At 61.8% G+C, this 25,152-nt stretch carries 22 protein-coding genes; 10 read left to right on the plus strand and 12 right to left on the minus strand.

Features of this window, described 5'->3' with window-relative positions; translation table 11 throughout:
* Positions 1 to 21: 21 nt before the first annotated feature.
* Both secA and mutT read left to right on the plus strand, forming a co-directional pair.
* A complete protein-coding gene (secA, locus tag ACJ8KE_RS15710) occupies positions 22 to 2,730 on the plus strand; it encodes a preprotein translocase subunit SecA (protein ID WP_033641260.1) in 2,709 nt (902 codons plus the stop codon).
* Between the two features lie 81 nt (positions 2,731 to 2,811).
* Positions 2,812 to 3,216 (plus strand): 8-oxo-dGTP diphosphatase MutT, encoded by a 405-nt coding sequence (mutT, locus tag ACJ8KE_RS15715; protein ID WP_028127851.1) that lies wholly within the window; start codon positions 2,812 to 2,814, stop codon positions 3,214 to 3,216.
* Between the two features lie 39 nt (positions 3,217 to 3,255).
* On the opposite strand, the gene yacG is transcribed toward mutT, so the two are convergent.
* The 3 genes from yacG to coaE are packed head-to-tail and all read right to left on the minus strand — an operon-like array spanning position 3,256 to position 4,871.
* Complete coding sequence (yacG, locus tag ACJ8KE_RS15720; protein WP_004932737.1) at positions 3,256 to 3,447, minus strand: DNA gyrase inhibitor YacG; 192 nt, start codon at positions 3,445 to 3,447, stop codon at positions 3,256 to 3,258.
* A 51-nt stretch (positions 3,448 to 3,498) separates the two neighbouring features.
* Entirely contained in the window at positions 3,499 to 4,251 is a 753-nt protein-coding gene (gene zapD, locus ACJ8KE_RS15725; protein WP_121976316.1) for a cell division protein ZapD, read from the minus strand.
* Between the two features lie 5 nt (positions 4,252 to 4,256).
* On the minus strand, positions 4,257 to 4,871 hold the full coding sequence (gene coaE / locus ACJ8KE_RS15730) for a dephospho-CoA kinase (protein WP_079451066.1): 615 nt from the start codon (positions 4,869 to 4,871) through the stop codon (positions 4,257 to 4,259).
* Between the two features lie 362 nt (positions 4,872 to 5,233).
* Here coaE and ACJ8KE_RS15735 point away from each other — a divergent pair, with 362 nt between their 5' ends.
* Positions 5,234 to 6,277: a GMP reductase gene (locus tag ACJ8KE_RS15735; protein ID WP_033641262.1), complete on the plus strand. Its 1,044-nt coding sequence runs from the start codon at positions 5,234 to 5,236 to the stop codon at positions 6,275 to 6,277.
* A gap of 52 nt (positions 6,278 to 6,329) precedes the next feature.
* On the opposite strand, the gene hofC is transcribed toward ACJ8KE_RS15735, so the two are convergent.
* The 4 genes from hofC to nadC all read right to left on the minus strand — a co-directional run bounded on the left by hofC (position 6,330) and on the right by nadC (position 10,491).
* Positions 6,330 to 7,529, minus strand: coding sequence for a protein transport protein HofC (gene hofC / locus ACJ8KE_RS15740; protein WP_016929077.1), 1,200 nt, complete (start codon positions 7,527 to 7,529; stop codon positions 6,330 to 6,332).
* Positions 7,526 to 8,968: a type II secretion system protein GspE gene (gene gspE / locus ACJ8KE_RS15745; protein ID WP_442517306.1), complete on the minus strand. Its 1,443-nt coding sequence runs from the start codon at positions 8,966 to 8,968 to the stop codon at positions 7,526 to 7,528. Before gspE ends, hofC begins: the two co-directional genes overlap by 4 nt.
* 5 nt (positions 8,969 to 8,973) lie before the next feature.
* Complete coding sequence (gene ppdD / locus ACJ8KE_RS15750) at positions 8,974 to 9,411, minus strand: prepilin peptidase-dependent pilin (RefSeq protein ID WP_016929075.1); 438 nt, start codon at positions 9,409 to 9,411, stop codon at positions 8,974 to 8,976.
* 189 nt (positions 9,412 to 9,600) lie between these two features.
* Entirely contained in the window at positions 9,601 to 10,491 is an 891-nt protein-coding gene (nadC, locus tag ACJ8KE_RS15755) for a carboxylating nicotinate-nucleotide diphosphorylase (RefSeq protein ID WP_016929074.1), read from the minus strand.
* An 84-nt stretch (positions 10,492 to 10,575) separates the two neighbouring features.
* On the opposite strand from nadC, the gene ampD reads away from it, so the two are divergent.
* Together ampD and ampE are read left to right on the plus strand one after the other, a co-directional pair.
* Positions 10,576 to 11,172 carry a 1,6-anhydro-N-acetylmuramyl-L-alanine amidase AmpD gene (gene ampD, locus ACJ8KE_RS15760; protein WP_049300177.1) on the plus strand — a complete coding sequence of 199 codons (597 nt, stop codon included), beginning with the start codon at positions 10,576 to 10,578 and terminating at the stop codon, positions 11,170 to 11,172.
* Positions 11,172 to 12,026 (plus strand): beta-lactamase regulator AmpE, encoded by an 855-nt coding sequence (gene ampE / locus ACJ8KE_RS15765; protein ID WP_004932714.1) that lies wholly within the window; start codon positions 11,172 to 11,174, stop codon positions 12,024 to 12,026. The genes ampD and ampE overlap by 1 nt, the downstream gene beginning before the upstream one ends.
* Positions 12,027 to 12,087: 61 nt before the next feature.
* On the opposite strand, the gene hemL is transcribed toward ampE, so the two are convergent.
* Complete coding sequence (hemL, locus tag ACJ8KE_RS15770; RefSeq protein WP_015376661.1) at positions 12,088 to 13,377, minus strand: glutamate-1-semialdehyde 2,1-aminomutase; 1,290 nt, start codon at positions 13,375 to 13,377, stop codon at positions 12,088 to 12,090.
* Between the two features lie 174 nt (positions 13,378 to 13,551).
* Between hemL and clcA the strand changes: the two genes are divergently transcribed.
* Together clcA and erpA are read left to right on the plus strand one after the other, a co-directional pair.
* Positions 13,552 to 14,991, plus strand: coding sequence for a H(+)/Cl(-) exchange transporter ClcA (gene clcA / locus ACJ8KE_RS15775; RefSeq protein ID WP_442517307.1), 1,440 nt, complete (start codon positions 13,552 to 13,554; stop codon positions 14,989 to 14,991).
* Positions 14,992 to 15,080: 89 nt separating this feature from the next.
* A complete protein-coding gene (erpA, locus tag ACJ8KE_RS15780; protein WP_004932708.1) occupies positions 15,081 to 15,425 on the plus strand; it encodes an iron-sulfur cluster insertion protein ErpA in 345 nt (114 codons plus the stop codon).
* 126 nt (positions 15,426 to 15,551) lie between these two features.
* On the opposite strand, the gene ACJ8KE_RS15785 is transcribed toward erpA, so the two are convergent.
* Genes ACJ8KE_RS15785 through mtnN form a run of 3 tightly spaced genes read right to left on the minus strand, consistent with a single transcriptional unit; the run spans position 15,552 to position 17,675 of the window.
* Positions 15,552 to 16,166: a TRIC cation channel family protein gene (locus ACJ8KE_RS15785; RefSeq protein ID WP_015376663.1), complete on the minus strand. Its 615-nt coding sequence runs from the start codon at positions 16,164 to 16,166 to the stop codon at positions 15,552 to 15,554.
* Positions 16,166 to 16,951, minus strand: coding sequence for a vitamin B12 ABC transporter substrate-binding protein BtuF (btuF, locus tag ACJ8KE_RS15790; RefSeq protein ID WP_394817504.1), 786 nt, complete (start codon positions 16,949 to 16,951; stop codon positions 16,166 to 16,168). The genes ACJ8KE_RS15785 and btuF overlap by 1 nt, the downstream gene beginning before the upstream one ends.
* Before the next feature lie 22 nt (positions 16,952 to 16,973).
* On the minus strand, positions 16,974 to 17,675 hold the full coding sequence (mtnN, locus tag ACJ8KE_RS15795) for a 5'-methylthioadenosine/S-adenosylhomocysteine nucleosidase (protein ID WP_442517308.1): 702 nt from the start codon (positions 17,673 to 17,675) through the stop codon (positions 16,974 to 16,976).
* Positions 17,676 to 17,804: 129 nt separating this feature from the next.
* On the opposite strand from mtnN, the gene dgt reads away from it, so the two are divergent.
* Complete coding sequence (gene dgt, locus ACJ8KE_RS15800) at positions 17,805 to 19,322, plus strand: dGTPase (protein ID WP_016929068.1); 1,518 nt, start codon at positions 17,805 to 17,807, stop codon at positions 19,320 to 19,322.
* A 181-nt stretch (positions 19,323 to 19,503) separates the two neighbouring features.
* Positions 19,504 to 20,943 (plus strand): serine endoprotease DegP, encoded by a 1,440-nt coding sequence (gene degP / locus ACJ8KE_RS15805; RefSeq protein ID WP_033641270.1) that lies wholly within the window; start codon positions 19,504 to 19,506, stop codon positions 20,941 to 20,943.
* A 66-nt stretch (positions 20,944 to 21,009) separates the two neighbouring features.
* Here the strand turns inward: degP and barA are convergent, their stop codons facing one another.
* Positions 21,010 to 23,736: a two-component sensor histidine kinase BarA gene (gene barA / locus ACJ8KE_RS15810; RefSeq protein WP_016929066.1), complete on the minus strand. Its 2,727-nt coding sequence runs from the start codon at positions 23,734 to 23,736 to the stop codon at positions 21,010 to 21,012.
* Between the two features lie 66 nt (positions 23,737 to 23,802).
* Here barA and rlmD point away from each other — a divergent pair, with 66 nt between their 5' ends.
* Positions 23,803 to 25,152 (plus strand): 23S rRNA (uracil(1939)-C(5))-methyltransferase RlmD, encoded by a 1,350-nt coding sequence (rlmD, locus tag ACJ8KE_RS15815; RefSeq protein WP_016929065.1) that lies wholly within the window; start codon positions 23,803 to 23,805, stop codon positions 25,150 to 25,152.

Consider the following 25,152-nt stretch of genomic DNA (forward strand, 5'->3'; position numbering starts at 1 on the left):
ATGACAGAGATATCAAACATCATGTTAGTGAAATTATTAACCAAAGTTTTTGGCAGCCGTAACGATCGTACCCTGCGCCGCATGCGCAAAGTGGTTGAGCAGATCAACCGCATGGAACCGGACATGGAAAAACTGTCCGATGACGAGCTGAAAGCGAAAACCAACGAGTTCCGCGCACGCCTGGAGAAAGGCGAGTCGCTGGACAGCCTGATCCCTGAAGCCTTCGCCGTGGTGCGCGAGGCGAGCAAGCGCGTGTTCGGCATGCGTCACTTCGACGTGCAGCTGCTGGGCGGCATGGTGCTGAACGACCGCTGCATCGCCGAGATGCGCACCGGTGAAGGTAAAACCCTGACCGCGACGCTGCCGGCCTACCTGAACGCCCTGAGCGGCCGCGGCGTGCACGTCGTGACCGTCAACGACTATCTGGCGCAGCGTGACGCCGAAAACAACCGTCCGCTGTTCGAGTTCCTCGGCCTGAGCATCGGCATCAACCTGCCGGGCATGCCGGCGCCGGCCAAGCGCGAAGCTTACGCCGCCGACATCACCTACGGCACCAACAACGAATACGGCTTCGACTACCTGCGCGACAACATGGCGTTCAGCCCGGAAGAGCGCGTGCAGCGCAAACTGCACTATGCGCTGGTGGATGAGGTGGACTCCATCCTGATCGATGAAGCGCGTACGCCGCTGATCATCTCCGGCCCGGCCGAAGACAGCTCTGAGATGTACATCAAGGTCAACAAGCTGATCCCTAAACTGATCCGCCAGGAAAAAGAAGACTCCGACACCTTCAAGGGTGAAGGGCACTTCTCGGTGGACGAGAAGGCGCGTCAGGTCCACCTGACCGAACGCGGTCTGATCCTGATCGAAGAGATGCTGGTGGACGCCGGCATCATGGATGAAGGCGAATCGCTGTACTCGCCGACCAACATCATGCTGATGCACCACGTTACCGCCGCGCTGCGCGCCCACGTGCTGTTCACCCGCGACGTGGACTACATCGTGAAAGATGGTGAAGTGATCATCGTCGATGAACACACCGGCCGTACCATGCAGGGCCGCCGTTGGTCCGACGGTCTGCACCAGGCGGTGGAAGCCAAAGAAGGCGTGGAGATCCAGAACGAGAACCAGACGCTGGCTTCGATCACCTTCCAGAACTACTTCCGTCTGTACGAGAAGCTGGCCGGGATGACCGGTACCGCCGATACCGAAGCCTTCGAATTCAGTTCGATCTACAAGCTGGACACGATCGTGGTGCCAACCAACCGTCCGATGATCCGTAAGGATATGCCGGATCTGGTGTACATGACCGAGAAAGAGAAGATCGGCGCCATCATTGAAGATATCCGCGAGCGTACCGCCAAAGGCCAACCGGTGCTGGTGGGTACCATCTCAATCGAGAAATCCGAAGTGGTGTCCCGTGAGCTGACCAAAGCGGGCATCGACCACAAGGTGCTGAACGCCAAATTCCACGCCATGGAAGCGGACATCGTCGCCCAGGCCGGCCAAAGCGGTGCGGTGACCATCGCTACCAACATGGCGGGCCGTGGTACCGACATCGTGCTGGGCGGCAGCTGGCAGGCCGAAGTGGCGCTGCTGGAAGAACCGACCGAAGAGCAGATCGAAGCTATCAAAGCCGCCTGGAAAGAGCGCCACGACGCGGTGCTGGCGGCGGGCGGCCTGCATATTATCGGCACCGAGCGCCATGAATCGCGCCGTATCGATAACCAGCTGCGCGGCCGTTCCGGTCGTCAGGGCGACGCCGGTTCATCCCGCTTCTACCTGTCGATGGAAGATGCCCTAATGCGTATCTTCGCCTCGGATCGCGTGTCCGGCATGATGCGTAAACTGGGTATGAAAGAAGGCGAAGCGATTGAGCACCCGTGGGTGACCAAGGCGATCGCCAATGCTCAGCGCAAGGTAGAGAGCCGCAACTTCGACATCCGTAAGCAGCTGCTGGAATACGACGACGTCGCCAACGATCAGCGCCGTGCCATCTATAGCCAACGCAACGAATTGCTGGACGTGTCCGACGTGAGCGAAACCATCGCCAGCATCCGCGAGGACGTGTTCAAGAGCACCATCGACAACTACATCACGCCTCAGTCGCTGGAAGAAGAGTGGGACATTCAGGGGCTGGAAGAGCGCCTGAAGAACGACTTCGATCTGGAGATGCCGATTGCCCAGTGGCTGGACAAAGAGCCGGAGCTGCACGAAGAGACGCTGCGCGAACGCATTCTGGAGAACGCCAAAGAGCAGTATCAGCGTAAGGAAGAAGTGGTCGGCAGCGAGATGATGCGCAACTTCGAGAAGGGCGTGATGCTGCAGACGCTGGATTCTCTGTGGAAAGAGCATCTGGCGGCGATGGACTACCTGCGCCAGGGTATCCACCTGCGCGGTTACGCGCAGAAGGATCCGAAGCAGGAGTACAAGCGTGAATCCTTCAACATGTTCGCCACCATGCTGGAATCGCTGAAATATGAAGTGATCAGCGTGCTGAGCAAGGTACAGGTGCGGATGCCGGAAGAGGTGGAAGCGCTGGAACAGCAGCGCCGTGAAGAGGCCGAGCGTCTGGCGCAGCAGCAACAGCTGAGCCACCACGACGAGAACGCGCTGGCGACTGAAGATCCGAATGCACCGGCGACCGCCGAGCGTAAAGTGGGCCGCAACGATCCTTGCCCATGCGGTTCCGGCAAGAAATACAAGCAGTGCCACGGTCGCCTGCAGTAATGCCGGCCGCGGTTGACCGATAACACCCAGGGGTTCAGCTTGCTGAGCCCCTGTTTTTTTGACACCCATCAGGAGGGTGAGATGAAACATCTGAATATCGCCGTGGGCATCATCCGTAATGCTCAGCGGGAAATTTTTATTACCCGCCGCGCCGCTGACGCGCACATGGCCGGATTCTGGGAGTTTCCCGGCGGCAAGATCGAACAGGGTGAAACGCCGGAACAGGCGTTGAGCCGCGAGCTGCGGGAAGAGACCGGTATCGAAGCCGAACGTGCCGAACTGCTGGAGGTGGTGGAGCACCGCTTCAGCGATCGTATCGTGACGCTGAATTTTTATCTGGTAGAAGCCTGGGCGGGTGAGCCGTTCGGCCGTGAGGGGCAACCGATGCGCTGGGTAAAACAGGCGGATCTGCGTGAAGACGAGTTCCCCGAAGCCAATGTCGGCATTATTCAATTGCTGGTGGCGCAGGCGAACGCCGCGCAATAACAAGGTTGGCCTGGCGTCCGCCAGGCCAATAGCGGGCGATCAGCGATCGTCCATTTCACTCCAGTCTTCGCTTTCCGACAGATCGCTGTTGCTCGGAATGCGCTTCTCTTCATCGGCCCACTCGCCGAGATCGATCAGCTGGCAGCGTTTGCTGCAAAACGGCCGGAATGGGCTGACTTCACCCCAAACCACGCCGGTGCCACAGGTTGGGCATTTTACTACGGTCGTCATAACGGTTCCTTACGCCTTCTGTCAGTGCTGAGAAGGCTTTCTTTCACAAGTTCAACAACAGGCCAGTTCGAACGTCAGGCGTTCAGGCACCGCGCCATTTTCGCTATCCAGCGGCAGGAAACGAATGGCATAGCGCGTCTTATGGCCGGAAATCTGCGGATAAAGCTGCGGTGCCAGATGGAGGCGCAAGCGCAGCAGATCCGCCCCTTCGGCGTTGTCCTGGAAAAAACCGTTCAGACTGATTTGATTGCGGAACGGCCCGGATTGGCGGATCAGATCCAACACTATGATCAGCGCCTGGTTCAGCGGATCCAGCGACTGCAGCCAGGCGGCGACGTCGGCATCGCGATCCTGCTGCGGCGCGTGCATCCACATGTGCAGGGTCGGCAGATCGAAGCTGCAGCAGCCGCCGGGAATATTCAGCCGCTGACGCACCAGGCCGATCAGCCGGTCTTCGCGCAGCGCCTGGCCGAGGCGCGGCGCCGCCATCAGCGCCGATGAGCGCGACTTCAGCTGGCCACGCAGCTGGTCGATCAGCGCCATATCCACGCCCGGCACATCGGCCCAGGCCAACAGTTTCTGCTGCTGGCGTTCCAACTCTTTGAGCAGTTCGGTGCGTACTTCGCCGCGCTCCAGCACGTCCAGCAAATCGGAGACGGTGCGAAAGAAGGTGAGGGCGATGGCGGTCTCGCTCAGGGCGCGTTGGCCGTGCAGCTGTTGCAGCAGGAATTCGATGCGCAGCCAGGTGCGCATTTTTTCGTTCAGCGGGTGTTCAAAGAGAACGGTTGGGGAAACATCACTCATGCAGTTTAATCCTGTTGGGGCGCTGTTGCCGCCAGTTCAAGGTAGCGACGATGCAGTGCGGCGACCTGTGGCTCTATCCCCTGAGCGGCGCCGCTGTTGTCAATAATGTCATCCGCCACGGCGAGGCGCTGCTGGCGCGTGGCCTGGGCGGCGAGAATGCTCTGCGCTTGCTCACGGCTGACGCCGTCGCGCGCGATGGTGCGAGCCAGCTGGGTTTCGGCGTCGACGTCGATCACCAGCACCCGATCGGCGCGATCCTGCAGACCGTTTTCCACCAGCAGCGGTACCACCCACAGCGCGTACGGGCTGGTGGCCTGCGCCAGTTGGCGCTGGGTTTCACGGTGTATCAGCGGGTGCAGCAGCTGGTTCAGCCAGGTTTTGTCATCGGGATGGCTGAAGATGCGCTGACGCAGCGCAGCGCGGTTCAACGCGCCGTCCGGCAGCAACATTTCATTACCAAATCGTTCGGCGATCGCGGCCAAGGCAGGGGTGCCCGGCTCGACGACCTGACGGGCGATCACGTCGGCGTCGACAAGGGTTGCGCCGTGGCGCGCAAAGGCGTTCGCGACGGTCGTCTTGCCGCTGCCTATGCCCCCGGTCAACGCAACAATGTAGGCCATGGTGTTAGGTGCATCCGATGTTCATAAAAAAATAATAGTCGAATCATAAAGCGATCGCGCAGAAGTGCAAGTCGGCAGGCGGCGCTTGCGCATCGGCACCGATCGGGTGGCGAGAAAAAACGCAGCGGCACGGCAAAAATGAGCGGGCAATCACACTGCGATTATGCAGGTAAATTTGTCGGATTGTAGCGTAAATAAAGGCGAATTCGCAGTCTTGTTCGGCGATTATTAGCGCGTATTATAACGTCACTGGAACTGGCATTAATCTCGCCGCCGTCTTTTTGCGCCACTGGAAAGCCGTCGGGCAGAGGTTCGAATATCCTCCTTGCGATCCGTCGCCATTAACCAGGAAATCATAAGTCATGCGTATTGAAGAAGATTTGAAGTTGGGCTTTAAAGACGTGTTGATCCGCCCTAAGCGCTCCACGCTGAAAAGCCGCTCCGAGGTTGAACTGGAACGTCAGTTTGCCTTCAAGCATTCAGGTTGCAGCTGGTCCGGCGTGCCGATTATCGCGGCCAACATGGACACGGTGGGCACCTTCCGCATGGCCGAGGCCCTGGCTTCTTTCGACGTTCTCACCGCCGTACACAAACATTACAGCGTCGAGCAATGGGCTGACTTCGTGCAGCGCATGCCGGAATCGGTGCTGCGCCACGTGATGGTCTCCACCGGCACCTCCGAAGCCGACTTCGCCAAAATGCAGCAGATCCTGGCCCTGTCTCCGGCGCTGAAATTCATCTGTATCGACGTGGCCAACGGCTACTCTGAACACTTTGTCGCCTTCCTGCAGAAAGCGCGCGAAGCCTGCCCGGATCACGTCATCTGCGCAGGTAACGTGGTCACCGGCGAGATGGTGGAAGAGTTGATCCTCTCCGGCGCCGACATCGTTAAAGTTGGCATCGGCCCGGGGTCGGTATGCACCACCCGCGTGAAGACCGGCGTGGGCTACCCGCAGCTGTCGGCGGTGATCGAATGCGCCGACGCGGCCCATGGGTTGGGCGGCCAAATCGTCAGCGACGGCGGCTGTTCGGTGCCGGGCGATGTCGCCAAAGCCTTCGGCGGCGGCGCGGACTTCGTGATGCTGGGCGGCATGCTGGCCGGCCACGACGAGTGCGAAGGCACCGTGGTGGAAGAGAACGGCGAGAAGTTCATGCTGTTCTACGGCATGAGCTCCGAGTCGGCGATGAAGCGCCACGTCGGTGGCGTAGCGGAGTATCGCGCGGCTGAAGGGAAAACCGTCAAGCTGCCGCTGCGGGGCGAGGTGGAGTTTACCGTGCGCGATATCCTCGGCGGCCTGCGTTCCGCCTGCACCTACGTCGGCGCCGAGCGTCTGAAAGAGCTGACCAAGCGCACCACCTTTATCCGCGTGGCGGAGCAGGAAAACCGCGTCTTCGGCAGCAAATAAGCCGCAGCTTGCATTCGGGCGCCGCGCACCGCGGCGCCCGCTATCCTCTTCTTTATCCCAGCACGCTGCCCAGTTGAAAGATAGGCAGATACATGGCGATCACCAAAGCGCCGACAATCCCGCCCACCACCAGCATCAGCAGCGGCTCCAGCGTTTGCGCCAGCGTATCGGCCAGCTCGTGCGTCTGCCGTTCATACCACTGCGCCAACTTATCCAGCAAGGCGTCCAGCGAACCGGACTCCTCGCCCACCCGCACCAGCTGCCGGCACAGTGGCGGAAACAGCGGTTGCAGACCCAGGGCCTGATGAAACGCTTCGCCTTCGGCGATCTGCCGTTGCACCTGCTCCAGCGCCTGCCGGTACAGCAGATGATCCGCCGCCAGCGCCGCCGCGTTCAAGCCTTCCACCAGCGTCAGCCCCGCGCGTTGGGTCATGGTCAGGATACGAAACGTTTGGCTCAGCGCGCCGCCGTTCACCAGCCGGGCAATCAGCGGCAGGCGCAGCAAGGCGGCCTGTTCGCGTTGGCGCCACGGAGGGCGCGGATGCAACCAGCGGAAGTAGCCGAACAGCGACGCGCCGAGCAGCAGCGCCAAATAGGGGCCAACGGCGATCAGCAGCGCGGACAGCCCCAATAACCCTTGGGTAAACCAGGGCAGCGGCGCATCGAACGACTGATAAACCTTGGCAAATTCCGGCAGCACCATCACCAGCATCAGCACGCTGACCAGCAGCGCCACCGCACAGATGAAAAGGGGATACCGCAGCGCTTTGGTCACTTTGCGGCGCAGCAGGTGCTGAGCCTCCTGCTGTTGCGCCAACTGCAGGCAGCAGCGATCGAGGTTGCCGGTCAGTTCGCCGATGGCGATCAGTTGGCGATAGATCGGTGGAAAAACGCCTGGTTGCGCGGCAAGGCTTTCGGAGAGCGGCTGCCCTTCGCGCACCTGTTCTGCCAACAGGCGCAACAGGCAACGCCAGGCTGCCGAAGGGTGCTCTGCCGCCAGAAGCTGCAGCGTATTGACCAGCGGCAGCCCGGCCTGCAACAAGGTAGCGAGCTGGCGGGTGAAGTGGATTAAGGGTTCTCCGCGCCATTGGCCGGGCGTGACGCGTTTGCCGTGCCCGATCCGCCAAGGTTGCAGGCCTTGTTCGATCAGCAACCTGCTCACCTGCCGTTTTTCATCGCTCATCAATTCGCCGCGGCGTAAGGCGCCCTGAGCGTCGAAGGCCTGCCACAGAAACAACCGGCGCGCTTTCATGGCGTGGTTACGCCGAGCCGGACGACGTCGATGACGCGGTACAGTTCTTCCAGCGAGGTCGTACCTTCGGCGGCCAGCGCCAGACCCGCCTGCAGCAGCGAAAGCTGCCCCTGTTCGCGGGCGATATCCGCCAGCAGACTGGGAGCGGCGTTCGCCAGCAATGCTGCCTGAATTTCCGGCGTAATGGCCAACAGTTCATACACGCCGATGCGCCCATAGTAGCCGCCGAAGCAGTGCTCGCAGCCGTCGGCACGCCAGGCAGTCAGCGGTTCCGGCCAGATCGCGGTGGGAAAATGCGTCGGCTGGCTGTGCGGGTAGCGGCAGTGGCGACACAGCCTGCGCACCAGCCGCTGGGCGACGACCAGCTTTAGGCAGCCGGCAAGCAGGTAGCCGGGGATACCCATGTGCATCAGCCGCGTCAGGGTCTCGCCGGTGGAGTTGGTATGCAGCGTCGACAGTACCAGGTGGCCGGTTTGCGCGGCCTTGACCGCGATCTCGGCGGTTTCCGCATCGCGGATCTCGCCGATCATGATGACGTCCGGATCCTGGCGCAGCAGGGCGCGCAGCACTCGGGCGAAGCTCAGCTCGGTTTTGGCGTTGATCTGGGTCTGATTAACGCCGAACAGCGGGATCTCGACCGGATCCTCGACGCTGCACAGGTTGCTCTGCGCATCGTTCAACTGGCGCAGACCGCTGTACAGCGTCACCGTCTTGCCGCTGCCGGTCGGGCCAGTCACTAGGATCAACCCTTGCGGGCAGGCCAGCGCCGTCGCGTAGCGCGCCAGATCCGCCCGGCTCATGCCTAGCTGATCCAGCGGCAGTTCTTGTTGCTCGCTCTGCTGAATGCGCAGCACCACCTTTTCGCCGTGCAACGTCGGCAGGGTGGCGATACGCATGGCATAGCGCGCGCTGTCCAGCGTCAGGCTGAGCTGCCCGTCCTGAGGCTGACGGCGCTCGGCGATATCCAACTGGCCGAGGATCTTCAGCCGGGCGATGAGGCGCGCGGCCAGCTGCTGCGGCGGTGAGGCGAGGGTTTGCAGCACGCCGTCGATGCGCAGGCGAATGCGAAAATGTTGCCGAAAGGGCTCGAAGTGGATGTCCGAGGCGCGGCGCTGAATAGCCAGGCGCAGCGTCTGGTTGATGAACTGTACCACCGGCGCATCGCCGTCGTCGGGGTAGGCGATGTCGGTCGTGTCCTCTTCGGCCGTCAATGGCGCCGGGAGCGGCTCGTGGTGCTGGTTCAGCGCCATCTCCAGCCTGGCCGCCGGCCATTGTTCCAAATGGATGCGCTTGCCGGTGGCGAAACGCAGCGCCGCCAGCAGCCCCTGCGACGCTTCTTCGCTGAGCGCGACCGTCAGGGTGGTCGGGTCTTCGCTCAGCGCCAGCGCTTGATAGCGCCGGCACAGGGCGTGAACCTCTTCGCTGATTTGCGCGTTCATCGCCGTTACTCCGCCGCGTTGTCGAAGCGGAAGACTTCCTGGCACACCTCAACCAGCGTCGCGTTTTCGCTGCTGCACAGCCGGGTCCAGCGGGTCAGTCCATCGGCGTTCGACTTGGGGGTTAATGCCACCGCCAGGCCCTGCAGCGTTTGGCTGCCGGTCAGCGTGATCACGCCTTTGACGACTTTCACCCCGCTGACATAGCGCGATGTGCCGCCGGTGGGAATGCCTTTGCTGCCGGCCTCGCAGCCGGCGGGCGTGCCTTCGTCCAGCACGCACAGCTCGACCGCCATTTTATACGGCGCCATGGTTTGCAGCATGTCGGTCATCGCCGCTTTCTGGATGTAGCGCTGGTAGGCGGGAATGCCGATGGCGCTGAGGATGGCGATGATGGCGATCACCACCATCAGTTCTATCAGGGTAAAGCCGCGTTGCGTTTCCATGCGTTGTTTCCTCCATTGGGGTGTGGAAGACAACGGTAGCGGCTTGCTCGGGGGCACGGCGAGGGGCTTTTGCGCGTTTCTCGGCGCGCCTCCATCAGTAATGATGTGGTTTGCAGCGGTGAAAAAAACGGTGAGAGGGGGTTCGCAATTTTACGGTGACGCCCCCGGCGGCGGCCGGGGGCGAGGGGATCATTTGAAGCGCATCGACAGATCGAGTGCAGTGATGTGCTTAGTCAGCGCGCCGACCGAAATGTAATCTACGCCGGTGTCGGCGAAGGTGCGCAGCGTCTCACTGGTGACGTTGCCGGACACTTCCAGCTGGGCGCGGCCCTGGGTTTGGGCGACCGCCTGACGCATCATCTCGACGCTGAAGTTGTCCAGCATGATGATGTCGGCGCCGGCATCCAGCGCCTGCTGCAGTTCATCGAGCGATTCGACTTCCACTTCCACCGGCACGTCGGCGTGCAGCCAGAAGGCTTTTTCCACCGCGTTTTTGATCGAGCCGGAGGCGATGATGTGGTTTTCCTTGATCAGGAAGGCATCGGACAGCCCCAGCCGGTGGTTGCTCCCGCCCCCGCACAGCACGGCGTATTTCAGCGCGGTGCGCAGGCCGGGCAAGGTTTTGCGGGTATCGAGCAGGCGAGTCCGGGTCCCTTCCAGCAGGGCCACGTAGCGGCTGACCTCGGTCGCCACGCCGGAGAGCGTCTGCACGAAGTTCAGCGCGGTGCGCTCGCCGGTCAGCATCACCCGCGCCGGGCCGCGCAGCCGGCAGAGCGGTTGGTTCGGCGTCAGACGGTCGCCGTCCGCCACCAGCCACTCCACCTGCACCTGATTGCCCAACTGAATAAAGACTTCGTTCAGCCAGCGGCGGCCACAGAACACGCCGGCTTCGCGGGTGATGACGGTGGCTTCGGCCTGTTTGTCTGCCGGTAACAATTGCGCGGTAATATCGCGCCCGGCGTCGACTTCCCCCCCCAGGTCTTCGCGCAGCGCCTGGGCGACGGCATAGGGAATATCACTTTCAATTCGTTCAAGAAGCTCGGTGCGGCGACTGTCGGCACTGTAGCGGCGTGTCGGCATGGAAAACTCCGAAATGGACGGTTAGATCGTAGGGGAACATGCTACTCTGTTGCAGGAATAAGTACCACCGCAGAGAGGTGTCTGATGCAGTTGGAAAATGGCTGGATTGTCGGGGTGACGCGAGTGCTCTCGCCGCACTGCGATCGGCGCCCGGATGACGAGCCGCCCTCGCTGTTGGTCATCCACAACATCAGCTTGCCGCCCGGCGAATTCGGTGGCCCCTATATCGACCAGCTGTTCACCGGCACGCTCGACCCTGCGCAGCACCCTTATTTCGCCGATATCCATCAGCTGCGGGTGTCGGCGCATTGCCTGATTCGCCGCGGCGGAGAGATCGTGCAGTATGTGCCCTTCGACCAACGCGCCTGGCACGCGGGCGTTTCCCTGTATCAGGGGCGCGATCGGTGCAATGATTTCTCCATCGGCATCGAGCTGGAAGGGACTGACCAGTTGCCCTACACCGAGGCGCAATATCGCACGCTGCAGGCGGTCACCGTGCTGCTGGCCGAACATTACCCACCGCTGGCGGCCAATATCGCCGGGCATTGCGATATCGCCCCCGGCCGCAAGACCGATCCCGGGCCGGCGTTCGATTGGGATCGCTATCTGGCATCTCTGGAACAACGCGGCGCGCCCGCCGACGCTATGCTTGAGACAAGAAAAAGGGAGAGGAATCGCTAATGACGCTGTTTACGCTGTTGCTGGTTTTGGCCTGGGAACGCCTGTTCAAGCTGGGAGAGCACTGGCAGCTGGATCATCGCCTCGAAGTGGTATTTCAGCGGCTGCATCGGGTTTCGCTGGCGCAGACACTGGCGATGACCGCCGCCTGGATGGTGATCGTCTGGGGCGTTCTGTGGCTGTCGCACGGGCTGTTCTTCGGCGTGGTGACGCTGCTGCTGTGGATCGTCATCGATCTGCTGTGTGTCGGCGCCGGCATCAAGCGCAAACACTACCGCGCCTACCTGAAAGCGGCGCGGCAGGGTGATATCCACGCCAGCGATCAGATGGCGGAAGAGCTGGCGTTGATCCACGGCTTGCCGGTGGACTGCAGCGAAGAGCTGCGCCTGCGCGAGCTGCAAAACGCGCTGCTATGGATTAACTTCCGTTATTACCTGGCGCCGCTGTTCTGGTTCGTGGTCTTTGGGCCGTACGGGCCGATCGCGCTGGCGGGGTATGCCTTCCTGCGCGCCTATCAAACCTGGCTGGCGCGCCACAATACGCCGCTGGAGCGTTCGCAATCGGGCATCGATCACCTGTTGAACTGGCTGGACTGGATCCCGGTGCGTTTGGCCGGGGTGGCCTATGCGCTGTTCGGCCACGGCGAACGCGCGTTGCCGGCCTGGTTCGCCTCGCTGGGGGATCGGCATTCGTCGTCGTATCAGGTGCTGACGCGGCTGGCCCAGTTCTCGCTGGCGCGCGATCCGCATATGGATCCGGTGCAAACGCCGCGGGCGGCGGTGACGCTGGCGCGCAAGGTGACGATGATCATCGTGGTGGTGGTGGCGCTGTTGACCATTTACGGCACGCTGCTTTAAGCCGCAGAGAAAAACAAAACGGGCGCCGAGGCGCCCGTTTTGTTTGGCCATTCGGCCGGGATTACAGCTTGGCGAAGCAGCGACGCGCGGCGTCGATGGTGCGCTGGATGTCTTCCTTGCTGTGCGCCACGGACATGAAGCCCGCTTCGAAGGCGGACGGCGCCAGATACACCCCTTCTTCCAGCATCAGGTGGAAGAAACGCTTGAAGCGTTCCACGTCGCACTGCATCACGTCCTGGTAGCAGGTGACCGCCGGCGCGTCGGTGAAGAACAGGCCGAACATGCCGCCAACGTTGTTGACCACCAGCGGAATATTCTCCTCCTGCGCCGCGTGCAGCAGGCCAGCGGCCAGCATCTCGGTCAGTTCGGTCAGCGTCTGGTGCACGCCGACCTGTGAGACTTCGGTCAAACAAGCGTAGCCCGCCGCCATGGCGATCGGGTTGCCGGACAGGGTGCCGGCCTGGTAGACCGGGCCGGTGGGCGCCAGCGCGTCCATCACCTCGCGACGGCCGCCGAAGGCGCCCACCGGCATGCCGCCGCCGATGATTTTGCCGAGGCAGGTCAGATCCGGTTCGACGCCGTAATAGGATTGCGCGCCGGCCAGCGCGACGCGGAAGCCGGTCATCACTTCGTCGATGATCAAGAGCGCGCCGTACTTGTCGCACAGGGCGCGCAGGCCCGGCAGGAATTCTGGCAGCGGCGGCACGCAGTTCATGTTGCCGGCGACCGGCTCGACGATAATACAGGCGATCTCGGACGGGTACTGTTCGAAGGCGGCGCGCACCGAGTCCAGATCGTTATAGGTGCAGGTCAGAGTGTGCTTGGCGAAGTCGGCCGGCACGCCCGGTGAGTTCGGCTGGCCGAGGGTCAGCGCGCCGGAGCCGGCTTTCACCAGCAGGCAGTCGGCGTGGCCGTGATAGCAGCCTTCGAACTTGATGATTTTATCGCGGTTGGTGTAGCCGCGCGCCAGGCGGATGGCGCTCATGGTGGCTTCGGTGCCCGAGTTCACCATGCGCACCATATCCATCGTCGGCACCAGCTCGGTGACCAGCTGCGCCATTTTGACTTCCATCTCGGTCGGCGCGCCGAAGCTCAGGCCGCGCTGCGCCGCTTCGATCACCGCGTCGCGGATCGCCGGATGGTTATGCCCCAGCACCATCGGCCCCCAGGAACCGACATAGTCGATATAGGCCTTGCCGTCGGCATCGAACAGGTAAGCCCCGTCTGCCCGCTCGATAAACAGCGGCACACCGCCCACGCCGGTGAATGCACGCACCGGAGAGTTTACCCCGCCGGGGATCAACTGTTGCGCCTGGGCGTACAGACTTTCGGACTTGCTGTGTAGGCTCATAAATCGGCTCCTGGATTCTCTTTTGAATGATTTGACCGCGCTATTCTAGAGGAGAGCGCCGCGTTATGAAACGATCACAGTCAGATACCATTAACGGCAGCGTCCGCCGCCAGGTTGGGGTAGAATTATCGCCCTGCCTATTTGTATTACAAATTACCTGACGAATCACTCGCGATGACAGAATCACAATCACAGCCAGTCGGGACGTTGAGCCCGCGTCTGCGCCGCAGCGATGCGGTGCGTCAGTTTATTCGCCGCGATAAAACCCCGGTGGCGATCCTGGTGATGGCCGCGCTGGTGGGGGCGCTGGCCGGTTTGCTCGGCGTGGCCTTCGATAAAGCGGTGGAGTGGGTGCAGCAGCAGCGGTTGGCTTCGCTGGCGCAGGTCGCCGACTCCTGGCTTCTGGTGTGGCCCCTGGCGTTTATCCTGTCCGCCGCGCTGGCGGCGCTGGGCTATTACCTGGTACGGCGCTTTGCGCCTGAGGCGGGCGGCTCGGGCATTCCGGAAATCGAAGGCGCGCTGGAAGAGCTGCGGCCGGTACGCTGGTGGCGCGTGATCCCGGTAAAATTCATCGGCGGTATGGGCACCCTGGGGGCGGGCATGGTGCTGGGGCGCGAAGGGCCCACGGTGCAAATGGGCGGCAACGTCGGGCGAATGGTATTGGACGTGCTGCGCATTCGCGGCGCCGAGGCGCGTCATACGTTGCTGGCGACCGGGGCCGCCGCCGGGTTGTCCGCCGCGTTCAACGCGCCGCTGGCCGGCATCTTGTTCATCATCGAAGAGATGCGGCCGCAGTTCCGCTACAACCTGATCTCGATTAAAGCGGTGTTTATCGGCGTTATCATGTCGAGCGTGGTGTTCCAGCTGTTTAACGGCCAGGGGGCGGTGATCGCGGTCAACAAACTTTCTTCGGCGCCCATCAATACCCTGTGGCTCTATCTGGTGTTGGGGGCAATCTTCGGCGCGGTGGGCGTGGGGTTCAACGCGCTGATCTTCCGCACCCAAGACATGTTCGCGCGCCTGCACGGCGGCAGAATGCGCAATGTCTTGCTGATGGGCGGGCTGCTCGGCGGCGTGTGCGGCATTCTGGGGCTGATCCAGCCGGAGGCGGCGGGCGGCGGCTTTGGGCTGATCCCGATCGCCGCGGCGGGCAACTACAGCGTCGGCATGTTGATGTTTATCTTTATCACCCGCATCTTCACCACGCTGCTGTGCTTCGGTTCCGGCGCGCCGGGCGGCATCTTCGCGCCGATGCTGGCGTTGGGCACGCTGTTCGGCACCGCCTTCGGGCTGGCGGGGGCACATCTGTTCCCGCAGTACGGCATCGAGGCGGGCACCTTCGCCATCGCCGGCATGGGGGCGCTGTTCGCCGCCACGGTGCGCGCCCCGCTGACCGGCATCGTGCTGGTGCTGGAAATGACCGACAACTACCAGCTTATTTTACCGATGATCATTACCTGCCTCGGCGCCACGGTGGTGGCGCAGCTGCTCGGCGGCAAGCCGCTGTATTCGTCGATCCTGGCCCGCACGCTGCAAAAGCAGGAGGCGCAGCTGGCGCGGGAGGCGGCGCAGAAAACAAGTAAGGAAAATACAACAAATGCGGTGAATACTTGAACGCAACACTCAGGTATCGGATAATCGTTAATATTAATCAGGCAGCCATAGTCGCGATCTGATGCTGAACAATGTTGGGAGTAAAGAGTATGAGTGATCAAACGGCACTGCCCCTGCAATTTACCGAGGCAGCAGCAAACAAGGTTAAGTTCCTGATTGCTGACGAAGAAAACCCGAACCTGAAGTTGCGGGTTTACATTACCGGCGGCGGCTGCAGCGGATTCCAGTACGGCTTCACTTTTGACGACAAGGTCAACGATGGCGACATGACCATCGAGAAGCAGGGCGTGGCGCTGGTGGTCGATCCGATGAGCCTGCAGTATCTGGTCGGCGGTTCGGTGGACTACACCGAAGGGCTGGAAGGATCGCGCTTTGTGGTGACCAACCCGAATGCCAAAACCACCTGCGGTTGCGGTTCGTCGTTCAGCATCTGAGTTTGCCTGTCAGAACATCAACCCGCTCGCCTTACGGCCGGCGGGTTTTTTTATGCCTACCCTTCCACGAGAATGACTGCCGTGCCGTTCTCCTGCGCCGGACGGCCGCGAGTGATGCGCGGCTGCTCAGCGTTCGAGAATAAAGGCGGGCAGCTTGAGATGCCAGCGAATGGCCGCCAGCCGAATGGCCAGGGTGATGAGCATGCCCAGCATCATGGCCTGTTGCAGCGGCATGTTGAAGGTGTAGAACGCCGTGGCATGCACGATGCCGCCGATGATGCAGGCGGTGGCGTAAATTTCGGTGCGCAGGATCATCGGGATCTCGCGCGCCAGCACGTCGCGGATAATGCCGCCGCCGACGCCGGTGATCACCCCCATGCAGATCGCCACCAGCGGGCCGGTGCCGGCCGCGAAGGCCTTGTTGACGCCGATGCCGACGAACACCGCCAGCCCGACGGCGTCCAGCACCGGCAGCACCCACTTCGGCAGGCGGCGCGGCTGGCGCACCAGCAGCAGCGTCAAGACGCAGGTGATCATCGCCACAACCAGATCGGTGGGATCCTTGACCCAAAATACCGGGCCGTTGGCCAGCGCCATGTCGCGGATGGTGCCGCCGCCGACCGCGGTGACCACGCCCAATACCAGCACGCCGAACGGATCCATGCGCAGCTTGCCGGCCAATAGCACGCCGGAGACGGCGAACACCGCCGTGCCGAGAATATCCAGCCAGAACACCAGCATCAGCGGATCTCCGCCAGCTGGCGGCACAGCTGCTGCGCCGCCAACAGGATGCGCGGCCCGCCGCGATTGAACCAGTCTTCGTTCAGCGCGATCACCGGCACCTGCAGCTGCGGTGCCCAGAAGGCCTTCACATTGGCGGCCTCTTTCTCGCCGCCGGTGATGACGATGGCCTGCGGCTGACGTGCCAGCACCTGCTCGCGGCTGATCTGCGGCCAAGGGGTGCGGCTGTCGGCGAAGACGTTCTGCCCGCCGCACAGTGCCAGCACCTGGCTTTGCAATGTGGCGCCGGAGCTGGTGAACAGCGGCTGGGTGCCGAACTGCAGCAGCACACGCCGTGGCGAGTTAGCGGCGTACTGTTGCTTGAGAGAGGCGAACTGGCGGCGAAGGCCGTCCGCCGCCTGATGCGCCTGCTCCGGGTGCGGGCTGTAGCGCGCCAGCTTATCCAGCAAGCCGGCGATCCCTTCGAGATTGTCGGCGTCCGCATAGAAGATCGGGATGCCGAACGCGGCGAGCTGATCCAACGCGCGTTGTGGATTACCGCCGCGCCAGGCGAGGATCAGATCCGGCTTGAGCGCCAGCACCCGCTCCAGATTGATGCCCTGCCAGGAGGCTACCTGCTCCAGCCTGGCGGCCTGCGGCGGGTAATCGGAATAGGCGCTCGCCGCCACCAGCACCTCGCCCATGCCAGCGGCATAGGCGAGTTCGGTGGCGTTGGGCGCCAGGCTGATCACCCGCTGGGCGGCGCCGACCGGCAGGGCCAGCCAGAGCGCCAACAGACAGAGCATCGAGGTGAAGCGCTGCCTCACATCAACCGCGCTTGGCCAGGGTTTGCAGCATGGCGTTGACCATCAGCGTGGACTGCTTGGCCGCTACCACCAGGAACTCGTCAAAGCTCATGTGCGATTCGCTGTCGGCGACGTCGGAAATGGCGCGCACCACCACGAACGGCGTGCCGAACAGATGGCAGACGTGGGCGATCGCCGCGGCTTCCATTTCCACGGCGGCGACGCGCGGGAAGGTGGCGCGGATGCGCGCCAGCGGCTCGGCGCCGTTGATGAAGGCGTCACCGCTGCAGATCAGGCCGCGCACCGCGTGCAGATCCAGCTGTTTGATACAGCTTTCCGCCAGCGCGATCAGCGCATCATCGGCGACGAACGCCGCCGGGCAGCCGGCCATCTGGCCCGGCTCGTAGCCGAAGGCGGTGACGTCGGCGTCGTGGTAGCGCACTTCTTCCGACACCACGATGTCGCCCACGCGCAGCGTGCTGGCCAGGCCGCCGGCGGAGCCGGTATTGATCACCACGTCGGGGCTGCAGTGCTCCAGCAACAGGGTGGTGCCCATGGCCGCAGAGGCTTTGCCGATGCCGGATTTCAGCAGGGCCACGTCAACGCCGCCGATCTGGCCGGTGTAGATTTCGCAGCCCGCGCGCTGGATGGTTTGACGGTTTTCGATTTGATCGCGCAGCAGGGTGACTTCCTGCTCCATTGCGCCGATGATGCCTACTTTCATAAATAACACTCGCTGATTGGCCGTGAGAATTGCGGCATAGTCTATCATGGCTGTGTATCAGAGATAATGCGTTGCATCCGCTGCCGGGAATTGTTATCACGGGGGCAGGGCGCAACGGCGGAGAAACAGATGTCCGGGATCGACTTCAAGCAAAAAATCAGCTTCCAACGGCCTTTCAGCAAACCGATCGAGGCCGAGGAAGAGTACGACATCGTGCGGCAGTTCGAGAGCGATCGCGGGCGCATCGTCAACTCGGCCGCCATTCGCCGTCTGCAGCAAAAAACCCAGGTGTTTCCGCTGGAGCGCAACGCGGCGGTGCGCAGTCGCCTGACGCACTCGATGGAGGTGCAGCAGGTCGGGCGCCATATCGCCAAAGAGATCCTCAACCGCTTCAAACAGGCGGGGAAGATCGACGAACTCGGCCTGACCCGGCTGCTCGATCCGTTTGAAAGCATCGTGGAAATGGCCTGCCTGATGCACGACATCGGCAATCCGCCGTTCGGTCATTTCGGCGAATCGGCGATCAATGACTGGTTCGCCCAGCGGCTCGATCCCGCCAGCTGCGGCAGTGAGCCGGGCAGCCACGATCGCTGCCAGGTGGCGACGCTGCGCCTGCATGAAGGGGAGAGCGATCTGAACCGGCTGCGCAGCCGGATCCGTCAGGATCTCAGCCACTTCGAGGGCAACGCCCAGGCGATCCGCATGGTGTACAGCCTGCTCAAGCTCAACCTGACCTACGCGCAGGTCGGCTGCATTTTGAAATACACCCGCCCGGCCTACTGGGCGAGCGACATCCCCGCCAGCCACAGTTACCTGATGAAAAAGCCCGGCTACTATCTGGCGGAAGAAGCCTTCGTCGATCGGCTGCGGCGTGAGCTGCATATGGGCGAGTTCGATCGTTTCCCGCTGACCTACATTATGGAGGCCGCCGACGATATCTCGTACTGCGTGGCCGATCTGGAAGACGCGGTGGAGAAGAGCATTTTCACCGTCGAGCAGCTGTATCAGCACCTGATTCAGGAATGGGGCGAGGTGGCGCCGGGCGATCTGTTCGACAAGACCGTCGCCAGCGCGTTTCGCAAGATCGATCGCGGCGGCGCGCGGCGCAGCGCGGAAGATCAGTTCTTCATGTATCTGCGGGTGTTTACCGTGGCGCGGCTGGTGCCGCACGCGGCGCAGCGCTTTATCGACAATCTGGACGCGGTATATCAGGGCAGCTTCAATCAGGCACTGCTGGAGGATTCCAGCCCGGCCTACCGGCTGCTGAAAATATTTAAAAATGTGGCGTTCAAGCACGTGTTCAACCACCCGGAGGTCGAGCAGCTCGAGCTGCAAGGCTATCGGGTGATCAGCGGCCTGCTGGACATTTACAGTCCGCTGTTGGCGATGTCGCTGGCGGACTTCACCCTGCTGGTGCGTGAAGACAGCCACCGCGCGTACCCGATCGAAACGCGTCTGTTCCACAAGCTGTCCACCAAGCATCGGCTGGCGTATGCGGAGGCGGTAGAAGGGCTGCAGCATTTATCGCCGGAGCAGCAAGCCATTCGGGAATATTATTTCCGCGCGCGTTTATTGCAGGACTATATCAGCGGAATGACCGACCTTTATGCCTATGATGAATATCGTCGATTAATGGCGGCGGAATAATTAAGCTGAGGAATAATTATCAGCAATTCCAACCGGTTGGCTGTCTTGATTTTTGTAAAGACGGACAATATTTGTTTACTATTGCCAATCATCTGTGCCGGAACTTCAGGCTATTAATTAACTCTGAATAAGCACGCAAGACGGCCATTCTTTTTTGAACGACTTTATAAGAGACACACAGATGAAAAAAACCGCATTAGTTCTGAGCGCATTGGCATTCAGCATCGGCATGGCGATGGGCCCGGTGACGGCCAGCGCCGCTGAAACCGCCTCTTCCTCCACCCAACAGCTGCCGAGTCTGGCGCCGATGCTGGAAAAGGTGATGCCTTCCGTGGTGAGCATTAACGTTGAGGGCAGCACCACGGTCAATACGCCGCGCATGCCGCAGCAGTTCCAACAGTTCTTCGGTGAAGATTCGCCGTTCTGCCAGGACGGTTCGCCGTTCCAGGGCTCGCCGATGTGTCAGGGCGGTGAACAGCCTGGGCCGGATGGCCAGCCGCAGGGCACGCAGCAGAAATTCCAGGCGCTGGGCGCCGGGGTGGTCATCGATGCCGCCAAGGGCTATGTGGTGACCAATAACCACGTGGTGGATAACGCCAACAAGATCCAGGTGCAGCTGAGTGACGGCCGCCGCTTCGACGCCAAGGTGATCGGCAAGGATCCGCGCTCGGACATCGCCCTGATCCAGCTGAAAGACTTCAAGAATCTGACGGCGATCAAGATGGCGGATTCCGATCAGCTGCGCGTCGGCGATTACACCGTGGCGATCGGCAACCCGTACGGGCTGGGCGAAACCGCCACTTCGGGCATCGTTTCCGCCCTGGGGCGCAGCGGCCTAAACATCGAAAACTACGAAAACTTTATCCAGACCGATGCGGCGATCAACCGCGGCAATTCCGGCGGCGCGCTGGTTAACCTGAACGGCGAGCTGATCGGCATCAACACCGCGATCCTGGCGCCGGACGGCGGCAACATCGGTATCGGCTTCGCCATTCCGAGCAACATGGTGAAAAACCTGACGGCGCAAATGGTCGAGTATGGCCAGGTGAAACGCGGCGAGCTCGGCATCATGGGCACCGAGCTGAACTCTGAGCTGGCCAAGGCGATGAAGGTTGATGCGCAGCGCGGGGCCTTTGTCAGCCAGGTGATGCCGAAGTCTTCCGCCGCGAAGGCGGGCATTAAAGCCGGTGACGTGATCGTCACCATGAACGGCAAGGCCATCTCCAGCTTCGCCTCATTCCGGGCGGAGATCGGCACGCTGCCCGTCGGCAGCAAAATGTCGCTGGGCATTATCCGCGACGGCAAACCGGTGACCATTGATGTCACGCTGGAGCAAAGCGCGCAGACCCAGGTGGCCTCGGGCAATATTTACACCGGCATCGAGGGCGCCGAGCTGAGCAACACCCAGGTCGGCAACCAGAAAGGCGTCAAGGTCGACAGCGTGAAAGCCGGCAGCGCCGCGGCGCGCATCGGCTTGAAAAAAGGCGATGTGATCCTGGGCGTGAACCAACAGCCGATACAGAACCTGGGCGAGCTGCGTAAGATTCTCGACAGCAAGCCGTCGGTGCTGGCGTTGAATATTCAGCGCGGCGAGAGCCAATTGTACCTGCTGGCGCAGTGATAAACGTCAGGCGCTAAAAGAAAAAGGCACGCTGCGGCGTGCCTTTTTGCGTAACGGCCTGCGAATTCAGGCAGGCTGCGTCAGATGCGCGTGCGCCGCGTGGATCACCAGTTCAATCTCATCCAGCAGCTCCAGCCATTCCGGCTCCAGTTCGTCGTTGGTGACGCCCTGGCGCAGTTGCCGCTCGAGGTAGAAACACAGCTGCTTGAGGCGTGGCACGCCGCTGTAGCTGCAGCTGCCGTGCAGCTTATGGACCAGATCGAGGATTTCGTCGTCATGCTGGCCGTCGAGCAGCGCCTGCACCCGTTCGCGCACCTGCGGCAAGAAATCGAGCAGCATTTGCAGCAGATCGCGCGCCAGATCCGGTTTATTGGCTGCCTGACGCAACGCCAGCGGCCAGTCGAGCGACAGCGGTGCGTCGTCGGCGACGGCGTTTTCCATTTCGCCACTGTGATAGCGCGACAGCACGCGGGTCAGCATTTTCTCGTCGATCGGCTTGGCCAGGTAGTCGTCCATCCCGGCCTGCAACAGGTGCTCGCGCTCGCCGCTGGCTGCATGGGCGGTGACGGCGACGATCGGCGTGGAGTTGTGATGCGGCAGTTGGCGGATCAGCTCGCTGGCGTGAATGCCGTCCATCTTCGGCATTTGAATGTCCATCAGGATCAGATCCAGCACGTTGTCGCGCGCCAGCGCCAGCGCTTCCTCGCCGCTCTCGCACAACAGGGTTTTTTCTACCTGTTCCCCCAACAACGTACCGATCAGCTTCAGGTTAGCCGGGTTGTCGTCAACCGCCATCACCGTGAGCGGCAGGCGTTTACGCTCAGGCTGCGCGGTGAGGCGTGCCGGCGCCTCCATCCGGAGCATCGGGAACAGTCGGGTGCTGGTGATCGGCTTGATCAGGCAGCCGAGCGCGCCTTGTTGTTTAAGCAGCTCGGCATCGATTTGCGCCTGGCACGGCAGCGCCAGAATGACCCGATCGGCCAGCTTCAGCGAGGCCAGCAATTTGTCTTCGTGCTGCGCCATGTTGTCGCGGAACGGGATGGGCACGCCGGCCAGCAGGAAATCATAGTGGCTTGGCGGCAACTGGCCCAGCGTCGGCGAGTGGGTGATCACCAGTTGCGTGACGCTGAGCATGTTGAGCGTCGCCTGCGCCGCCGTCGGGTTGGACTCGATATAGGCCAGCGTTTTGCCGTTCAGATCCGGCAGGCTCGGCGCCAGCGACAGCATGCCCTCGTTCAGATCCAGCGTGATGTGGAACCAGAAGGTCGAGCCGCGGTTCAACTGGCTGTGGAAGCAGATATCGCCCCCCATCTCTTTCACCAGCTTTTGCGTGATCACCAGCCCCAGCCCGGTGCCGCCGTGGCGGCGGGAGATGCTGGCGTCCGCCTGGCGGAATGCCTGGAACAGCTGCGACTGCTGGCGTTCGGAGATGCCGATGCCGGTATCGTGGATCTGCACTTCCACTTCCACCCGGCGCTCCAGCTGTTTGCGCAGCTCGACGCGAATATCGATATTGCCGGTTTCGGTGAACTTGATGGCGTTGCCCAGCAGGTTGGTGATGATTTGCTGCAGGCGCAGCGAGTCGCCGATCACCTGCTCCGGCACGTCGTTGTGCACATCCAGCGTCAGCTCCAACCCTTTGTCATGTGCGCTGGGCGCCAGCAGCACCACCACTTCGTCCAGCGTTTCACGCAGGGCGAACGGAATATGCTCCAGCACCAGCTTGCCGGCCTCCAGCTTGGAGAAATCCAGCACGTCGTTGATGATGGTCAGCAGGTTGTTGGCCGAGCGCTCGATGGTCTGCAAATAGTCGGTCTGGGTTGCGCTCAGGTCGGTTTTCAGCATCTGGCGGGTGAAGCCGATCACGCCGTTGAGCGGAGTACGCAGCTCATGCGACATGTTGGCCAGGAATTCGGACTTGATGCGCGCCGCCTCCTGCGCGCGTTTTTTCGCCAGATCCAGCTCGACGTTCTGGATCTCCATCTGCTCCAGCGTTTCGCGCAGGTCTGACGTAGCCTGATCGATGTTCTGCTGCATCTCTTCGTGATAGGCGGTAAGCGACATCGCCATCGAGTTGATGCCGTTTTTCAGCATGTGCAGCTCGCCGAGCATGTAACCTTCCACGCGGCTGTCGAGCTGGCCGCGGCGGATGCGGTCGACGGTGTTCACCATATTGCGGATCGGGCCGGTCACGTCGCGCATCAGCCGGTAAGCGAACAGGATGGCGATGCACATGCACAGCAGCAGCAGCAAGGTGGAGACGAAGACCTCTTTATACTGCTGCAGCCGCACCGACTGCAGATCCAGCTCGATCGCCACATAGCCCAGGTTGTTGTCGGGATGGCTGCCGCCGTCGGCGGTTTCATCCGGATACTGGCTTTCCGACAGGATCGGCGTGCGCAGGATCAGCGAATCGCCGCGTCGGGTGAGCATCAGCTCGGTGGGCAACGGCACGCCTTTCGGCAACTGCAGCTGAGCGAAGTTGTGGTGATAATTTGAGGTGACGAACAGGTTGTTCTGCGCATCAAACACGGTGATCGAACGTACGATGTCCGAATGGCGGCGGTGCAAAAGGCTGACCAACTGCCTGACCGATTCGCGGCTGCGGAACGTCATGCCGTACTCGCTGGCCACCGCCAGCGGCTCGATGATGCTGGCGCCGGCGTCGACCAGTTGCTCCTGCAGCTCATTATAGCGGTGCACCACGAAGAAGGTGCTGAGCAGCAAACCAATCAGCAAGGTCGGGGCCAGAATCAGGATCATCATGCGCGCACGCAGGCTGTATTTGGTCATGGGATTCCAATGTGGGAGAATTGACAGCTGACACTAGCTTAATGAACCAGCACACAATCGACAAATATGGCGCAATTCTACTCTCCCAAACGCCGCGTGACGACCCGGCAGAGCTCACAAATCTTCACCGTGACGGTGAGCGATCTCGATCCTTTTGGCCAGGGCGTGGCGCGCCACGACGGCAAAGCGGTGTTCGTGCCGGGCGTATTGCCGGGCGAGCAGGCGGAAATCCAGTTGACCGAAGACAAGCGCCAGTTCGCCAAAGGCAAGCTCAAACGCCTGCTGAGCCGCAGCCCGCAGCGGGTAGAACCGCGCTGCCCGCATTTTGGCGTGTGCGGCGGCTGCCAGCAGCAACATGCTGATGAGGCGCTGCAACAGCAGAGCAAGGCGGCGGCGCTGGTGCGCATGATCGCCCGCGAAACCGGCGTAACCCCGCAACAGGAACCGGTGATCGCCGGCCCGGAATACGGCTATCGCCGCCGCGCCCGCCTGAGCCTGGCATGGCAGCCGAAGCTGCAGCGCCTGATGATGGGCTTTCGCCAGGCGGCCTCCAGCGAGCTGGTGGCGGTGGAGCACTGCCCGGTGCTGCGGCCGGAGCTGGAACAGCTGCTGGCGCCGGTGCGCGCCTGCCTGAGCGGGCTGCAGGCGGTGCGGCGGCTGGGGCATGTGGAGCTGGTGCTGGCGGATAACGGCCCGCTGCTGGTGCTGCGTCATCTCGACGCGCTGAAAGAGGCGGATCGGCAGGCGCTGTTGGCGTTTGGCGAGCGGGAAAAGGTCGCCGTTTATCTGGCGCCGGACAGCGATCGGGTGGAAAAACTGTGCGGTGAAACGCCGTATTATCAGGTTGACGGGCTACGCTTAGACTTCAGTCCGCGCGACTTTATTCAGGTCAATGACGCCGTAAACCAACAAATGGTGGCGCAGGCCCTTGAATGGCTCGATATTCAACCCAATGATCGGGTGCTGGACCTGTTCTGCGGCATGGGCAACTTCACCCTGCCGCTGGCGCGCCGCGCCGCCGCGGTGGTGGGCATCGAAGGTGTTGCCACGCTGGTAGCGAATGGGCAATATAATGCACATAAGAATAAGCTGAATAATGCGTCGTTCTTCCATGAGAATCTGGAGGACAACGTTGCGCGGCAACCTTGGGCAGCACAAGGGTTTGATAAGGTGATGCTGGATCCCGCCCGCGCCGGTGCGGCCGGGGTGATGTCACACATTGTAAAACTGGCGCCGGCGCGGGTGGTGTATGTTTCCTGTAACCCCACCACGCTGGCTCGCGACAGCAACGTGCTGTTGAATGCCGGTTATCGTCTTGCGCGCGTGCGGATGTTGGATATGTTTCCGCACACGGGGCATCTTGAATCAATGGCGCTGTTTATCAACGAGCGTGCGCCAGAGGTCGCTGCAAAGTAG

The organism is Serratia sp. CY56464 (assembly GCF_052168435.1).
Lineage (GTDB): Bacteria > Pseudomonadota > Gammaproteobacteria > Enterobacterales > Enterobacteriaceae > Serratia > Serratia marcescens.

Coding starts and splice junctions, on each gene's coding strand:
- mutT (WP_028127851.1), top strand. CDS start 2,812: ATGAAACATCTGAATATCGCCGTGGGCATCATCCGTAATGCTCAGCGG.
- degP (WP_033641270.1), top strand. CDS start 19,504: ATGAAAAAAACCGCATTAGTTCTGAGCGCATTGGCATTCAGCATCGGC.
- hemL (WP_015376661.1), bottom strand. CDS start 13,377: ATGAGCCTACACAGCAAGTCCGAAAGTCTGTACGCCCAGGCGCAACAG.
- yacG (WP_004932737.1), bottom strand. CDS start 3,447: ATGACGACCGTAGTAAAATGCCCAACCTGTGGCACCGGCGTGGTTTGG.
- zapD (WP_121976316.1), bottom strand. CDS start 4,251: ATGAGTGATGTTTCCCCAACCGTTCTCTTTGAACACCCGCTGAACGAA.
- ACJ8KE_RS15785 (WP_015376663.1), bottom strand. CDS start 16,166: ATGCTGGTGTTCTGGCTGGATATTCTCGGCACGGCGGTGTTCGCCGTC.
- clcA (WP_442517307.1), top strand. CDS start 13,552: ATGACAGAATCACAATCACAGCCAGTCGGGACGTTGAGCCCGCGTCTG.
- ampD (WP_049300177.1), top strand. CDS start 10,576: ATGCAGTTGGAAAATGGCTGGATTGTCGGGGTGACGCGAGTGCTCTCG.
- erpA (WP_004932708.1), top strand. CDS start 15,081: ATGAGTGATCAAACGGCACTGCCCCTGCAATTTACCGAGGCAGCAGCA.
- barA (WP_016929066.1), bottom strand. CDS start 23,736: ATGACCAAATACAGCCTGCGTGCGCGCATGATGATCCTGATTCTGGCC.
- gspE (WP_442517306.1), bottom strand. CDS start 8,968: ATGAACGCGCAAATCAGCGAAGAGGTTCACGCCCTGTGCCGGCGCTAT.
- coaE (WP_079451066.1), bottom strand. CDS start 4,871: ATGGCCTACATTGTTGCGTTGACCGGGGGCATAGGCAGCGGCAAGACG.
- ampE (WP_004932714.1), top strand. CDS start 11,172: ATGACGCTGTTTACGCTGTTGCTGGTTTTGGCCTGGGAACGCCTGTTC.
- btuF (WP_394817504.1), bottom strand. CDS start 16,951: ATGCTCTGTCTGTTGGCGCTCTGGCTGGCCCTGCCGGTCGGCGCCGCC.
- secA (WP_033641260.1), top strand. CDS start 22: ATGTTAGTGAAATTATTAACCAAAGTTTTTGGCAGCCGTAACGATCGT.
- hofC (WP_016929077.1), bottom strand. CDS start 7,529: ATGAAAGCGCGCCGGTTGTTTCTGTGGCAGGCCTTCGACGCTCAGGGC.
- ppdD (WP_016929075.1), bottom strand. CDS start 9,411: ATGGAAACGCAACGCGGCTTTACCCTGATAGAACTGATGGTGGTGATC.
- rlmD (WP_016929065.1), top strand. CDS start 23,803: ATGGCGCAATTCTACTCTCCCAAACGCCGCGTGACGACCCGGCAGAGC.
- mtnN (WP_442517308.1), bottom strand. CDS start 17,675: ATGAAAGTAGGCATCATCGGCGCAATGGAGCAGGAAGTCACCCTGCTG.
- ACJ8KE_RS15735 (WP_033641262.1), top strand. CDS start 5,234: ATGCGTATTGAAGAAGATTTGAAGTTGGGCTTTAAAGACGTGTTGATC.
- dgt (WP_016929068.1), top strand. CDS start 17,805: ATGTCCGGGATCGACTTCAAGCAAAAAATCAGCTTCCAACGGCCTTTC.
- nadC (WP_016929074.1), bottom strand. CDS start 10,491: ATGCCGACACGCCGCTACAGTGCCGACAGTCGCCGCACCGAGCTTCTT.